Annotated in this window: 11 protein-coding genes; 8 read left to right on the top strand and 3 right to left on the bottom strand. The window is 69.1% G+C overall.

The features are described from left to right. Positions 1-26: 26 nt before the first annotated feature. Genes IEY36_RS11360 through IEY36_RS11395 form a run of 8 tightly spaced genes read left to right on the top strand, consistent with a single transcriptional unit; the run spans position 27 to position 13,119 of the window. Complete coding sequence (locus IEY36_RS11360) at positions 27-2,132, top strand: type VI secretion system Vgr family protein (protein WP_188967182.1); 2,106 nt, start codon at positions 27-29, stop codon at positions 2,130-2,132. Then, positions 2,132-2,803 (top strand): DUF6931 family protein, encoded by a 672-nt coding sequence (locus IEY36_RS11365; protein ID WP_188967183.1) that lies wholly within the window; start codon positions 2,132-2,134, stop codon positions 2,801-2,803. The genes IEY36_RS11360 and IEY36_RS11365 overlap by 1 nt, the downstream gene beginning before the upstream one ends. A 40-nt stretch (positions 2,804-2,843) precedes the next feature. Further along, on the top strand, positions 2,844-4,847 hold the full coding sequence (gene tagH / locus IEY36_RS11370; RefSeq protein WP_188967184.1) for a type VI secretion system-associated FHA domain protein TagH: 2,004 nt from the start codon (positions 2,844-2,846) through the stop codon (positions 4,845-4,847). Between the two features lie 27 nt (positions 4,848-4,874). Next, entirely contained in the window at positions 4,875-6,212 is a 1,338-nt protein-coding gene (tssK, locus tag IEY36_RS11375; protein WP_188967185.1) for a type VI secretion system baseplate subunit TssK, read from the top strand. A 40-nt stretch (positions 6,213-6,252) separates the two neighbouring features. Next, positions 6,253-7,689: a type VI secretion system protein TssL, long form gene (gene tssL / locus IEY36_RS11380; protein WP_188967186.1), complete on the top strand. Its 1,437-nt coding sequence runs from the start codon at positions 6,253-6,255 to the stop codon at positions 7,687-7,689. A 2-nt stretch (positions 7,690-7,691) separates the two neighbouring features. After that, the gene (gene tssM, locus IEY36_RS11385) at positions 7,692-11,165 is read left to right on the top strand and encodes a type VI secretion system membrane subunit TssM (RefSeq protein ID WP_188967187.1); all 3,474 of its coding nucleotides are present in this window, start codon (positions 7,692-7,694) and stop codon (positions 11,163-11,165) included. Further along, a complete protein-coding gene (tagF, locus tag IEY36_RS11390) occupies positions 11,144-12,409 on the top strand; it encodes a type VI secretion system-associated protein TagF (RefSeq protein WP_188967188.1) in 1,266 nt (421 codons plus the stop codon). The genes tssM and tagF overlap by 22 nt, the downstream gene beginning before the upstream one ends. Then, the gene (locus IEY36_RS11395) at positions 12,406-13,119 is read left to right on the top strand and encodes a PP2C family protein-serine/threonine phosphatase (RefSeq protein ID WP_188967189.1); all 714 of its coding nucleotides are present in this window, start codon (positions 12,406-12,408) and stop codon (positions 13,117-13,119) included. The genes tagF and IEY36_RS11395 overlap by 4 nt, the downstream gene beginning before the upstream one ends. Before the next feature lie 15 nt (positions 13,120-13,134). On the opposite strand, the gene IEY36_RS11400 is transcribed toward IEY36_RS11395, so the two are convergent. The 3 genes from IEY36_RS11400 to IEY36_RS11410 all read right to left on the bottom strand — a co-directional run bounded on the left by IEY36_RS11400 (position 13,135) and on the right by IEY36_RS11410 (position 14,760). Continuing rightward, a complete protein-coding gene (locus IEY36_RS11400; protein WP_188967190.1) occupies positions 13,135-13,617 on the bottom strand; it encodes an Hcp family type VI secretion system effector in 483 nt (160 codons plus the stop codon). A 25-nt stretch (positions 13,618-13,642) separates the two neighbouring features. Continuing rightward, positions 13,643-14,182: a type VI secretion system tube protein Hcp gene (locus IEY36_RS11405; RefSeq protein ID WP_188967191.1), complete on the bottom strand. Its 540-nt coding sequence runs from the start codon at positions 14,180-14,182 to the stop codon at positions 13,643-13,645. Between the two features lie 95 nt (positions 14,183-14,277). Further along, on the bottom strand, positions 14,278-14,760 hold the full coding sequence (locus IEY36_RS11410; protein ID WP_188967192.1) for an Hcp family type VI secretion system effector: 483 nt from the start codon (positions 14,758-14,760) through the stop codon (positions 14,278-14,280). Positions 14,761-14,789 lie beyond the last annotated feature (29 nt).

Below are 14,789 nucleotides of genomic sequence, written 5' to 3' on the forward strand. Positions count from 1 at the left end.
TGCGCCCGGGGCAAAGGAGTTGGTTGATGTCCGGGGAGCTGAGCCAGGAATCGCGCCTGCTGCGGATCGACACGTCGACCGGCAAGGAATTCGTCCTGCGCCGGGTCGAGGCCGTCGAAGCGATTTCGCGGCCCTATGTGGTGCAGGCCGAGGTGCTGTGCACGGACGGCGAGATCACCGCCGCCGATGTGATCGGCCAGACCGCCGTGGTCACCATCACCCGTGACGAGACGCTGGAGCCGCGCCGCTTCCACGGCGTGATCAACGGCTTTCGCAAGATCGGCAAATTCGGCACAAGCTTCACGGCCTATGGCCTCGAGATCGCGCCGACCTTCTGGAACCTGACGCGCAAGTCCAACGCTCGCGTGTTCCAGAACGAATCCGTCCCGACCATCGTGAAGAAGCTCTGCGGCGAGGCGGATGCCGTCAAGCCGACCTTCATGTCGGCGCCAGATACGCCGCGCGTGTACTGCATGCAGTACAACGAGACCGATTTCGAGTTCTGCCAGCGGCTGATGGACGAGATCGGCTGCGGCTACTACTTCCTGCACGGGGAGAACGAGCACACCATGCTCGTCGCCTCCTCCTCGGCGGATTACCTGCCAATCTCCTCGGGTCCCTACAAGGTCAATTCATCCTCGACCGCCTGGGATTCGCTGACCGGCTTCACCATGCGCACGCGGCAGCAGCCCGGCGCGGTGCGGACGCTCGACTTCGACCTCACCAAGCATTCCAACCTGCTCGACGCGACGACGCCGACGGTGCTGACGCAGGTGCACAACGACCCGGCCTTCCAGATGTTCCACTGGCCGGGCGGGCAGCAGACCAGGACCGACGGCGAACCAGCGCTGCTGGCGATGCAGACCTACGAGGCGGAGGCCGATGTCGCCCGCGCCACGGGCTATGACCCGGTCTTCTTCGCCGGCGGCAAGATCAACGTCCAACTCGACCCGAATGCCGAGGCGGCGACCTCCTGGCTGCTGACGCGCGTCGTGCACAGCGCCTTCGATGAGACGCACATCGTCGATGGCGGCAATCTCGGATATTCCTGCTCCGTCACGTTGATGCCTGACGACCGGCCCTATCGGCCGCCGGCGCCGCGGCCACGGCCGATCGTGCCCGGCCTGCAATCGGCGATCGTGGTCGGGCCGAAGAACGAGGAAATCTTCACCGACAGGCTCGGTCGCGTGAAGGTCCGCTTCCTGTGGGATCGCCACTGGCCGGCGAACGACACCGCCTGCGAGATCTGGGTGCGCGTTGCCCAACCCTTCGCCGGCAAATGGGGCGGCACCTTCTTCCTGCCGCGCATCGGCGACGAGGTATTGGTCGGCTTCGTCGATGGTGACCCGGACAAGCCGGTGATCGTCGGCTCGCTGTACAGCGACGACGCGCCGCCGCCCTTCCCGATGCCCGGCAAGAAGGAGCAAGGCGGCTTCTCGACCCGCTCGTCGAAGAAGGGCGGGACGTCCAACGCGAATATCCTGCGCTTCGACGACACCAAGGGGTCCGAGGAGTTCTTTATCCAGGCCGAGAAGGACATGAATGTCCTGGTCAAGGATAACCGCACCGAGACCATCCGCGACGGCCACGACACGCTCACGGTCAAGACCGGCCACAAATACGTCATCATCGAAAAAGACGACTACAACGAGTGGATCCAGAAGGGTCATCGGAACATCGTCGTCGAGACCGGCAACCTGAATGTCTTCGTCGAGAAGGGCGACTACGGCACGGTCGTCAACAAGGGCGACCTGAGCGCCTGGGTCGAGGAAGGCGATTGCTACCTGGAGGTCGCGAAGGGCCACCGCGACGTTCTCGTCGGCACGGGCAATTCGACCACCGAGGTGAACGGCAATATCTCGCAGACGTCAAAAACCGGCAACATCAGCATCGAGGCGAAGGCCGGCAAGATCACCCTGACCGCGCCGCAGGCCATCGAACTCGTCTGCGGCGGCAGCTCGATCAAGATGTCGCCCGCCCAGATCGAGATCAAGTCGATGATGATCAAGAATGACGCGCAGATGATGTTTGAGGCGAAGGCTGGCCTGATGAGCAAGGTCGAGGCCATGATGAACCAGATCGAGGGCAGCGCCGTGACGATCGTGAAGGGGGGCATCGTGCTCATCAACTGATGAACCAGGTCCCTGCAAAGCTTTCCGGGCCGCTGGCACCGCTGGTGTCCCGGCTCGAACTCGACGGCGATGGCGAGAAGGTCATCGCCGGCGCCGATTCCGTGGCTGTCGCGGTCGATCGTCTGGTCGCCGCCGGGCGCCACCAGGATGCGGTGAAACTGCTCGCGCATGCGCTGCCGAAGCGCGAAGCCGTTTGGTGGGCCTGCATGTGCGCGCGTGCCGTCCCCGCCGGTGGCCTGCCGGCACCGGATGCCGCTGCGATCGAGGCGGCGGAGTCCTGGGTGCGCCGGCCGGATGAACCCGCCCGTCGGGCCGCCTCGGTCGCCGCGGACAAGACCAAGTTCGCCACCCCCGAATCCTGGGCCGCGATGGGCGCGTTCTGGAGCGGCGGCAGCATGTCGCCGGAGGGCCAGATGGTCGTCCCGCCGCCCGACCACCTGACCGCGACGGCGGTTACCGGGGCGGTGATGCTCGCCGCCGTGCGCCACACGCCGGAGAAGCGGCAGCTTCGCCTGGAACGCTTCATCGTCAGCGCGCGCGACATCGCCGGTGGCGGTGCCGGACGCCTGCCGCCCGAGGAAGCGCCGCCGCCACCGCCGCCCGAAGCGCCGCCACCCGCGCCGATCCAGCGTAAGCCAACGCCGTCGACACCACAGCCGAGGATGCCGTGAGGCCCTGCGGCGCGCCGGCGGTCAGGGGGGAAGCAAGCCCATGGAACTGACCCTCACGATGATCCGCTGCCCCGACACCGTGGTGCCGGAACAGCGCCGCGTGCCTGGGGGCGACTACATCATCGGCCGTGGCGCCGATGCGAACTGGGTGCTGCCCGACCCTGACCGGCTGCTGTCGAAGCACCACTGCGTCGTGGAGTTCCGTGGCGGCGGCTGGCAGCTGCGCGACCTGTCGACCAACGGGACCTACATCAACCATGCGGATGCGCCGGTCGGTCGCGACCAGGTCAAGCCGCTGGAGGATGGCGACCGCCTGCGCCTCGGCGCCTATGAGATCGAAGTGCGGGTCGCGATGGCCGCGGGGCAGTCGCCCGGTGCGGCCTGGGGCGGTGGCCAGCCAGCCGCCGCGCCGCCGCCACAGGGCGGTGGGGGGTGGGATCAGCCCGCCGCTTCGCCGAGTTGGGCCACGGCCCCCGCTTCGCCGCCGCCCGCATGGGGTGGGCAGGACCAGGGCGGCTGGGGCGCCCCCCCGCCGCGTGACGAACCGCTGCAGCCGCGGCTGCCGGGTGACCCGTTCCTCGGGACGAAGCCGCCCGGTTCGGGCATGCCCGGCCTGCCGAGTGGCAGCGGTCTGCCGGCTGATTTCGATCCGCTCAATGACGGCCCGGCCATGCCGGATCATCGTCCGGCCGCCTCCGATGCCTTCATGCCGCCGAAGCCGATGCAGCAGGTCTCGGTGATACCGGATAGTTGGGATCTCGGCCCAACGCCGGCGGCACCAATGGCAACACCGCCGCCACCGGCGCCGTCGGGCGGCGGATCGCGCATCCCTGACGACTGGAACATCGACCTCTCGCCGGGGCCGGCGGCAACGCCCGCGCCGCCGCCGCGTCCCGCCGACGCACCTGACCCGTTCGCGGCGCCGGCAGCCCGGCCATCCGGCCCGGATCCCTTCGCCGTGCCACCGTCGGCCCGGCCGTCCGGTCCGGACCCCTTTGCCGCGCCGCCGCCGGCCCGGCCGCCCGGCCCTGACCCCTTCGCTGCGCCGCCGCCGGCCCGGCCATCCGGCCCGGATCCCTTCGCCGCGCCGCCGCCGTCCCGGCCATCCGGCCCAGATCCCTTCGCTGCGCCGCCATCGGCCCGGCCGCCGGGCAACGACCCTTTCGCGGTGCCTCCCGGCGGCCCCGACCCCTTCGCCTTGCCCCTGGCCAGCCCCGATCCATTCGCGGCGCCAGCGGCGTATGCGCCGCCGCCTCCTGTCGCGAGGCCGCACGGCCCCGACCCCTTCGCTCCGGCACAGCCCGTCGCACCACATCCCGGCGTAGCCGACCCATTTGCAGGCGCGCCGGCTGCCCCGCTTCATGCGCGGCCGCCGGCGCCGCAGCCCGACCCCTTCGCGGAGCCGCAGCGCGCCGCTCCGCCGCCACCGCCGGTCCAGGATCACGCGCCAGCGTCGCGGCCGGCCATCACCGGCGGCGGCACGGAAGCCGGGCTCGCCGCCTTCCTCGCCGGCGCCGGGCTGCCGCCGAGCCTCGCCGCCAATGCCGATCCCGAGGCTGCGCTGCGGTCCCTCGGCGCCGCGTTTCATGCGGCCATCGCCGGCATGCGTCAGCTGCTGATCGCCCGGGCCGATGTGAAGCGCGAATTCCGCATCGAGCAGACCATGCTGCGCTCGGCCGGCAACAATCCGGTCAAGTTCGCGGCCTCCGACGAACAGGCATTGGCTTCGCTGCTTTCCGCCGGGCCGCAGGCAGGCCCGCGCGCGGTGCGCGAGACGGTTGAGGACCTGACGGCCCACCAGGTGGCAACGCTCGCCGCGACCCAGGCCGCCGCGCGCGCCCTGCTGGCGCGGCTGGCGCCGGAGGGGATCGAAGGCGCCGATGGCGGCGGTGGCGGGCTTTTCGCCAGCAAGGACAAGCGCCTTTGGGAAGCCTACAAGCGACTTCACCAACAGGTGACCGAACAGTTCGACGACGATTTCGACAGCGCCTTCGGCAAGGAATTCGCGCGAGCCTACGAACAGGCATCGCGGCGAGACGTTTAGGCCGGGGCACAAGGGGGCAGGGCGCGGATGCTTTGGCACGACAAGGTGGTCTGGCAGGAGGGAATGTTCCTCCGGGCGCAGCATTTTCAGCAGCAGGACCGCCATGCTGAATGGATGCTCCAGGCGCGCGTGGCTCCGCTGCGCGCGCACCCCTGGGGCATCACGGAACTCTCGCTCGACCGCGACCTGCTGGCGGCGGGCAAATTTGCCATCGCCTCGGCGACCGGCATCATGGAGGACGGCACGGCCTTCTCCGTGCCCGGCCATGCCGACCAGCCTGCGCCGCTCGACCTGCCGGAGGGGACGCGCAACTGCATCGTCTATCTCGCGTTGCCGGTGCGCCAGCCAGGCAGCCCCGAGATCGCCTTCACCGAAGGCCCTGACACGGCCAATGCGCGCTACGCCATGCGAAGCTTCGAGGCCTTCGACACCCATTCCGACGCGACAGTCCCCGGCGAACTCCAGGTCGGCCGCCCGCGCCTGCGCTTCATGCTCGAGACCGAGGAACGCGCCGGCTTCTCGACCATCGGCCTGACTCGCATCGTCGAGGTCCAGGCCGACCGCCGGGTTGTCGTCGATGACCGCTTCATCCCGCCCTGCCTGCGCGTCTCGGCCACGCCGCCGCTGGGCAATCTGGTGGGCGAACTGGTCGGCATGCTCGGCCAGCGCGCGGAAGCGCTCGGTGCACGGCTGTCCCAGCCCGGTGCGCGCGGCGTCGCCGAGGTTGCCGACTTCCTGCTGCTGCAGGCGGTCAATCGTTGGCAGCCACTGCTCGCGCATTGGGCCGACGCGGGCAATGTGCATCCCGAAGCGCTCTACGCGGCGCTGGTGCAGTTGGCCGGTGAGCTCGCGACCTTTACCGACCCCAAGCGCATGGCCGCGACCTATCCGGCCTATCGACATGAGGACCTGCAGCGCTCCTTCGCGCCGGTCGTCGCCGATCTGCGCCGATCGCTGTCGATGGTGCTGGAGACCAATGCCGTCTCCATACCACTGCAGGAGCGCCAATTCGGCATTCGGGTCGGCCCGATCATCGACCGCAACCTGCTGCGGGCCAGCCAGTTCGTGCTGTCCGTCCAGGCGGACCTGCCCTCGGAGCAGCTGCGCCGCGTCTTCCCCAACCAGGTGAAGATCGGCGCGGTCGAACACATCCGCGAACTGGTCAACGTCGCGTTGCCGGGCATCCAGGTGCGTCCACTGCCCGTGGCACCTCGGCAGATCCCGTTTCACTCGGCCGCAGTCTATTTCGAACTCGATCGCGGCAGCCCGCACTGGGCGCAGATGCAGAATGCCGGGGCCTTCGCCATCCATGTTTCCGGCGATTTCCCCAATCTGAAGATGGAACTCTGGGCGATCAGGGGTTGACCCTCTGTCCGCCCTGCCTTGACCCGAAGGACGCCGCGCGATGAGCGACAATCCCTTCGCCGAGCCCAATGACAGCGACCGCACCGTGGTGCGGGGGCCAGGCGGCGCCACGCCGCCGCCCCGGCCACAGCAGCCGCAGCCCGGCTTCGGCGCATCCTCGGCGCCGGCTGAAGGCTTTGGTGGCCTGCCGACCGGTGGCGGCGCCCCGGCCGGGCGCGCCGAAACCGCGCCGCGTCTGGCCGGCGAGGCGGAAGCCCTGCCCAAGACCGGCATCGGTCCGCTCGCGGCCGCCGCCCAGCCGCTGCTCGACCTGCTCGGGCGCCTCGCCAATGCCGGCATGACCGCGCCGCCGCCGGCCGACGAATTGCGCGAACGCGCCCTGCGCGCTTTCCGCCAGTTCGAGGTCGACGCGCGCGACGCCGGCGTCAGCGCCGAGCAGGTGCGTGCCGCGCACTACATCCTGTGCGCCAGCCTTGATGACGTGGTGTTGTCCTACAATTGGGGTCAGAGCAGCGTCTGGTCGGTGCAGTCGCTGGTCGCGACCTTCCATCAGGAAGTGAAGTCGGGCGACCGCTTCTTCGACGTGCTTGCCGGCATGCAGAAGGACCCTGGGCGCTGGAAGGATGCACTGGAGCTCACCTATCTCTGCCTGTCGATGGGCTTCCAGGGGCGCTACCGGCTCTCGCCGCGCGGTGCCTCGGAACTCGACCAGATCCGTACCGGGCTGTACCAGCTGCTGGCGCAGGTGCGGCCACCCTGGGAACGCGAATTGTCGCCGCATTGGAAGGGTGTCGATGCGCCGCATCGCGGCCCGCGTCGCGGCATTCCCGCCTGGGTCGCCGCCTGCGTCGCGGTCTTCGCGCTCGGCATGGGCTATGCTTGGCTCGCCAATGCGATGAATGAGGGCTCGGACGGGCTGTACGAGCGCATGGCCGCGCTGCCACCGGGCACCCTGCCGGAGATCGAACGCTCCGCCCCACCGGTGCCGCCCGCGCCGCCGCCACCACCGCCGCGCAATGCACCGCCGCCGCCACCTGACTTCCTGATGACGTTGCGCGAATTCCTCAAGCCCGAGATCGACCAGGGCCTGTTGACGGTGTTCGGCGATGCGCGATCGGTGACCGTCCGCATCAAGGGGCGCGGCATGTTCGGTTCCGGCTCCGCCACCGTGGAACAGCGCTTCCTGCCCATGCTGCAACGCGTGGGGCAGGGCCTGCGGACCGAACCGGGCCGCGTGCAGGTGATCGGCCATTCCGACAACCAGCCGATCCGCACGGTGCGCTTCCCGTCCAACTTCCACCTTTCGGCCGCGCGGGCCGAGGCGGCGGCGGCGATCATCGCCGCCTCGGCCGGGGATGCCAGCCGCTTTACCATCGAAGGCCGTGCCGACGCCGAGCCGATCGCCGACAATCGCACCGCCGATGGCCGAGAGGAGAACCGACGTATCGAGGTCGTGCTGCTCCGGGGAACGAACTGACCATGGAGATCCTGAGCGTTTTCCAGCCCTTCCTGAAGGGGCGCGCGATCGCCGCAATTCTTGCGGTCATGATGCTGATGCCGATCGTCTATCTGTTCGGCCCGATGATCGAGATCGGCGGCTTCCGGCCGCTCGAGAGCGAAATCAATCGGATGATCGTCTGCGTGGTGCTCTTCGTCCTCACCCTGGTGGTCATCTGGTTCGTCGAGCGTCGCAAGTCGCGCCGCGACATGCTGCTGGTGGCCGGCATCGCCGCGCCGGATCCCTCCGCCGACCGCGCCGCCGAGGAAGAAAGCGAGATGCGCGAGCGGCTGACCGCCGCGCTCGACCGGCTGAAATCAGCCTCCGGCAAGAAGGGCAGCTTTCTCTACGACCAGCCCTGGTACGTCATCATCGGCCCGCCCGGGTCGGGCAAGACGACCGCACTCGCCAATTCCGGGCTCGACTTCCCGCTCTCCGATGGCGGCAAGCTGCAAGGTGTGGGCGGCACGCGCTTCTGTGAATGGTGGCTCACCGACAATGCGGTGCTGATCGACACCGCCGGCCGCTACACGACGCAGGATTCCGACGCGGCGGCCGACAAGGCCGGCTGGGAACGCTTCCTCGGCCTGCTCAAGAAGAACCGGCCGCGCCTGCCGTTGAATGGCGTGCTGGTGACCTTCGGCGTTGACATGATCTCCCGCCTCGGCCCGGCCGAGCGCGAGCAGCACGCGCGTACCGTGCGGCGGCGCATCAAGGAACTCGAGGAGAAGCTCGGCCAGCGCCTGCCGGTCTATTTCATGATTAGCAAGACCGACCTGCTGGCTGGCTTCATGGAGTTCTTCGACGACCTCGACAAGACCGCGCGCGAGCAGGTCTGGGGCTTCACCTTCCCGGTGGACGGTGCCGGCGAAGCCGGCCACGCCGCGAAGTTCAACGACGAATTCCAGGCGCTGCTCGGCCGGCTGCAGGACCGTGTGCTCGAACGGCTGCAGAATGAGCGCGGCCCGCAGCAGCGCACCGCGCTTGAAGGCTTCCCGGCGCAGTTCGCCTCAATGGAAGGCCCGCTCGGCGCCTTCGTCGCGGCGGCCTTCGGCGGCACGCGGCTCGACCCCGCGCCGATGCTTCGCGGGGTGTATTTCACCTCCGGCACGCAGGAGGGCAGCCCGCTCGACCGGCTCGCCGGTGCGCTGTCGCGTTCATTCGGCTTCGATCCGCGCCGCCCGGCGGCGGTGATGCAGCAGAAGGGTCGCGCCTACTTCATCACGCGACTGCTCAAGGATGTGGTGTTCAACGAAGCTCGGCTCGCCTCGAACGACCGCAAGGCTGACAAGCGCCGGCGCATCGTCGCCATCGCCGCCTGGTCGATCGCCGGCCTGGTGACGATCGGCGGCGGCCTGTACGGCTACACCGCCTGGAGCGCGGAACAGGCGCGCGGCCAGCGCCTCGCCGAGCGGATCGCCAAGGCCGAGCAGGCCACCACTGGCGTGCCGTTCGACCGCATCACCGAATCCGAATTCCGCCGCATCCTGCCCTACCTGGACGCAGCGCGTGACCTGCCGCCGGCATCCCAGGGCAGCGGTGGCGGGCTGGGGCTGAGCCAGGAGGACAAGCTCTTCGCCGGTGCCAATGCGGCCTATCGCCGCGCGCTCAATCGGTCCTACCTGCCGCGACTGCTGGCGCGGATGGAACTGGTCATGCGCGGCGCCTTCCAGCGGCCCGACGAACTCTATGACGTGACGCGCGCCTATCTGATGCTTGGCCAGGAAGGCCCGCTCGATATCGAGGTGGTGAAGAACTGGTTCGCGCATGACTGGCAGCGCACCTTTCCTGGTGCGGTGAACCAGCCGCTGCGCGACGCGCTGATGGCGCATCTCGACGCGACGCTGGCCGGCAGCTTCCAGCGCTATCCGGTCGATGGCGCGCTCGTCGACAATGCCCGGCGCGTCTTCTCGCGCCTGCCATTGGCGCAGCGTGTCTTTTCGCGCCTGCAGAGCACGGCGGCGGCAGCGGGGGCGACTATCCAGCCCTGGCGGCCGGCCGATGTGCTGGGCCAATCCGGCCAGCGCTATTTCGTGCGCGCCTCCGGCCAGCCGCTGACGGAGGGCATTCCCGGCCTCTACACCCTCGATGGGCTGTATCGCGCCATGCTGCCGGTGCTCGGCCAGTCGGTGCGGCAGGGCGTCGCGGAATACTGGGTGCTCGGGCCGGAGGGCGCCAATCTCGGCACCGACGACCCGGTGGCGCTGGAGCAGGCGGTGCTTCGGCTCTACGCCGAGGAATATGTGAAGCAATGGCAGGCGATGCTCGCGGACCTGAACCTAGTGCCGCTGCCGCCTGCCTTGGCCCAGCAGGCCGAGGCACTGAACATCCTCGGGGCGCCCAATTCCCCGATCAAGGATCTGCTGCGCGGCATCGCCCGCCAGGTGACGGTCGGCACGCCGCCGCAGGGCTGGACGCGGCCCGGAGCCCAGCCCCGCCCCGCGCCGGCCGCCGGCCAGCCGCCCCCGCCGGCCGAACCGACCGGCGCCGAGCCGGTCGCCGAACTCGTGGAACCTCGCTTCGAGGCGATCCGCACCGCCGCAGGCCAGCCGCTCGATGACATCCTGCGCATCGTCAACGAGCTGTTCGTGCAGGTGCAGCGCCTCGCCAGCACGCCGCCGGGCACGCTGCCGCCGCCCAGTGTCGGCCTCGACCCCGGCCAGCGCCTGCAGGCCGAGGCGGTGCGTCAGCCGCAGCCGCTGCAGCGTTGGCTGAATGGCATGGTCACCGCCTCCGCCGCGGCGCGGGGCGGCGGGGCCAAGGCGGCGCTCGCCGCCGCCGGCGCCCAGCAGATCGCGCCCTTCTGCACCGGCCTCAACCAGCGCTTTCCGTTCAACGTGAATGGCGAGGACCTGCCGGTGGATGACTTCATCCGCCTGTTCGGGCCGGGCGGGGTGTTCGACCAGTTCTTCACCCAGAACGTGCGGCAATACGCCGACACCACCAGCCTGCCCTGGCGGCCGGTGGCGACCGATGGCCTGCCGCCGCCGATCAGCGCGGCCGACCTGATGCAGTTCCAGCGCGCCCGCGCGATCCGTGATGCCTTCTTCCCCGGCGTCGCCTCGATCGGCCTGCGCTTCGAATTGCTGCCGCGCGACATGGATGCCGCCGCGATCTCGGCGACGCTGGAGGCGGAGGGCGTGCGGACCGAGATCACCCGCACCGCCTCGTTCCGGCCCATCCCGATGTCCTGGCCGGCACGCGGCAACACCACGCTCACCTTCGATCCGCCGTCGCTCGCAGGCCCGCTCGCCTATGACGGTGCCTGGTCCGCGCTGCGCCTGGTGATGCGTCGGGGCAGCACGCTGACCACCACCCCCCAGCGCGAGAGGTTGCGGCTGCGGGTGACACAGGGTGACCGCGTCATCGACTTCGAACTGCGTGCGGGCAGCACGCAGCACCCCTTCGGCCTGCGTGAGCTGGCGGAGTTCAGATGCCCGACGCTCTCCCCCTGACGGGCCTGTTCGGCAAGGTGCCGGCGCATGGCGATTTCGTGCGTCGTGGGCTGCCGACGAGCTTCGTCGCGCCGTGGGATGCCTGGCTGCAACAGGGCATGGAGGCAGCGCGCGACCGGCTGGGCCCGCGCTGGGCTGACGCATGGGACAGCGCGCCGCCCTGGCGTTTCGCGCTGCCGGCGGGCGCCTGCGGGCCCGATGCGGTGGTCGGCGTGATGCTGCCAAGCCAGGATATGGTCGGCCGGCGGTTTCCCATCACGCTTGCGGCGCTTGTTAAGCCGGAGGCACCGACACCGGCCCCGGCCTGGTTCGCGGCGCTGGAGGCCGCGGCATCGGCCGGGCGCGCCGGCCAGGTCGATGCTGACGCGCTGGCGGCTGCGATCCCGGAGCCCGGCGCTGATGTGCCCCAGGTGCATCGTGGTGCGGCGTCGCAGCAACCCTCGGATCCGTTGCCGCTGGAGGCGAGCGAGGCGGATCCGCTGGACATGTTTGGTCGTGAGCAGCCACTCGCTCCGGCCGAAGCGCCATCGGAGTTCCTCTCAGCGGTGGCAGGGGTACCAAGCCCGGTCAATGGATCACCGACCGACAGCATGATCGCGTCGCCGGATCCGCTCGGCATCTTCGCGGCGGCATCGCCGGATCAGGCACCCGCCACGCCTTCCGAAGACCAGGATCTTTTGGCGATCTTCGCCGATGCGGTGCCGCAAGGGTCCGCGCCGCCACCGGTGGAATTGCCGGGGGCAGACATGTGCGAGCCGACCGGCGAGTTGCCGCCGTACCTCAGCATGGCGACACCCGCGGCGCCGGACCCGGTCCCGTCGGATGGCACACTCGCCTTTCTGCTTAGTGAGAGCGCCGCACCCGGGGCGGAACCGTCGACCCTCGCCGCCGCGCCGGAGGACCGTGCCGCGCTGCTGTCGGGTGCCGCTGCTGGCGCACCGGATGACACCGCCGACCAGTCCGACCCGCTCGCGGCGCTGATCGCGGCGGGCGGGACGCCGCTCCGCGCCGCGGTGGCGATGGACGATGCGTCGGTCTTCGCCCCGCAGATCCCGATGGATACCAACCCGATGCCGGTCTCGAGACCAACCTTCGAGGTGCTGCCGGCTGCCGAAGCCCCCGCAGCGCCACCCGGCGGCGGATGGTGGACCGGTGGCGGGGGGCGGTTGCCGCCGTCGGTCCGGCCCATGCCGGCATTGCTGCCGGCGTATGATTTCGCCAGCCTCCTGGAAGCCGACGCATGACCTGGCGACTCGCCTCCCTGACCGCGACGCATCCCGGCGCGGTGCGCCCGCGCAATGAAGACGCCCTGATCGACCGGTCGGATATCGGCCTCTGGGTCGTGGCCGATGGCGCTGGTGGGCATGGCTCCGGCGACGTCGCCTCCAATGCCATCATCGCGGCGATGCAGGTGATCCCGCCGGGCCTTTCGGCGGCGGAATTGTTGGCGCAGGTCCGCCTGCGGCTGACCGCCGTGCATCAGGAATTGCAGGAGGAGGCGGCGCGGCGCGGGCCCGGGCGGATCCTGGCCTCGACCGTTGTCGTCATGCTGGCGCGCGGTGAGCACTTCGCCATGCTCTGGGCCGGCGATTCGCGGGCCTATCTGTTGCGGCAGGGCGCACTGTCTCGCGTCACCAAGGACCACAGCCTGGTCCAGGAACTGGTGGACCAGGGCACGCTCAGCGAGGAGGAAGCGGAAAGCCATCCGCAGGCGAATGTCATAACGCGCGCCATCGGCGCCCAGGGCGAACTGGAACTCGACAAGGTCTCGGGTCGCATCATCGAGGGCGACCGCTACCTGCTGTGCACCGACGGCCTGTTCAAGACGATGGCCGAGACCGAGATCGCCGCCATGCTCATGAGCGGCGCGGATGTCCGGGCTATCGTGACCGAGGCGGTGAGCCGCGGTGCGCGTGACAATGTGAGCGCGATCGGCGTCGATTGCGTCGCCTGAACTTGGCCGGCGGCGTCAGCCGCCCGTGTGTTGCGGGATTTGGTACATCACGATGTCCTGCGAGCCGGTCAGCGCGTTGCCGACGTTGCGCACGCCCATGGTGATCGTCCGGTAGTTGAATTCGATGCTCTCCATCGGATGCTCGCCCTGCGAGGCCTCGGTGACGCGAGCGATGCGCACGCCACCGAGTTCGACCGAGAAGTAGACGACCGGTGCGCCCTCTCCGGTGCGCAACCATTCGAATTTCACCACCGGATATTCGGTGGCGCCGACCATACCTAGCCAGACCAGGGCGGATTGCGCATCCGACTTCCGCCGCGCCGTTGCGCTGCGCAGTTGTGGCGTCCAGACCTTGGCCGTGGAGCGGTGCGAGCCTGCGGCATTGCTGCGCGCCACGCGCGTCCCGCCCCAGGTGAAGCCTGCCAACGTCAGCCAGCCCACATGCTCCTGCACAGTGCTTTCGCCGGTGATGCCCGGAAGATTCATCATCAGGGGCATGGCGCCACCTCCTCCGTTTGGCGGATCAGGCCAGGTTTTCGATCATGGCCATGGCCTGGCCGGTGGCCTGGCCGCGCGCATCAAAGCCCCACGAAATGACGGTCAACCGCCCGTAGCGGATGGCGAACTTTTCGGTCGCGCGATCCTCGCCGCCACCGTCGATCGAGAAATCCACGATGCCGCAGCCTTCGAGCTCAATGCGCATATACTCCTGCGGCGCGTCGGTGCCGGTGCGCATGAACACGATCACGGCGTTCTTGTCGAAGGTGCCGAGCAGCGCCTCGCGGAACAGCCCGGTCGAGGAGGCATCGGTCATCTTGCTGACCTGCACGGGCGTCACGTCGCCGCCGCCCTCGGCCTGCATGGAAAATCGCTGGCCGTAATTCATGGCCGCGGCGAGGGAGCAACTGGTCAGCTGCATCCATCCGCCGCTGGCCGGCGTCTTCTTGACCTTGGCGGAAACCTCAGCCTCGCCACGGACGGAGCCGTAGCACATGTAGACTGAGCTGGCGGAACCGGAGCTGGACATCGCGCGCGTTCCTGTCTTGGCGTCCTTCATGGTCATGCCGCCCGGATCGCTCCGGACGGCATGTCCAGTGTCTTGGTGCGGCCTTGGCCGAAGCCGCCGCCGTGGATGTCACGCCGCTGTGCGGCGCGGCATCACTTCGTCATCGACGAGAGCTTCCAAGTCGTCGAGCTCGGGCTGCCGGTCAGGTCATCGCCGATCGGGTTGTACTTCACTTCGATCTCGCCGAAGTTCAGGTGCAGCGTCTCGCCCGGGCGGCTGTCGACACCGCTGCCGCCGGCCGCCTTGAAGGCCAGGCCCGACACGCCGGTGTTCTTCAGGTAGATGCCCATGAACTCCTGCGGATCGCCAGCGCCGGTGCGCACGAAGGAGAACTTCACGTCGTTGTTGAGCTTACCGAAGCAGGCCTGCTCGAACAGCTTGATGGTGGTGCCGTCGGTCGACTTCTTCACCACGATCTCGCTCATGTTCACGACCGAACCTTCGCGGACCGAGTTCACGCCCGAGGTGATCCGGCGGCCGAGGCCGAACTCGAACGAGGTGACTTCGATGTACTTCTCGAAGCCCTTGATCTTGCTCTCGCCAGGAACGTCCTTGTACTGCATCAGAATCGGCATCTGCGTTTTCCTTTTCCCAACCTGCCCCC

This window comes from Neoroseomonas lacus (assembly GCF_014644535.1).
In the GTDB taxonomy this organism is placed as follows: Bacteria; Pseudomonadota; Alphaproteobacteria; order Acetobacterales; family Acetobacteraceae; genus Neoroseomonas; species Neoroseomonas lacus.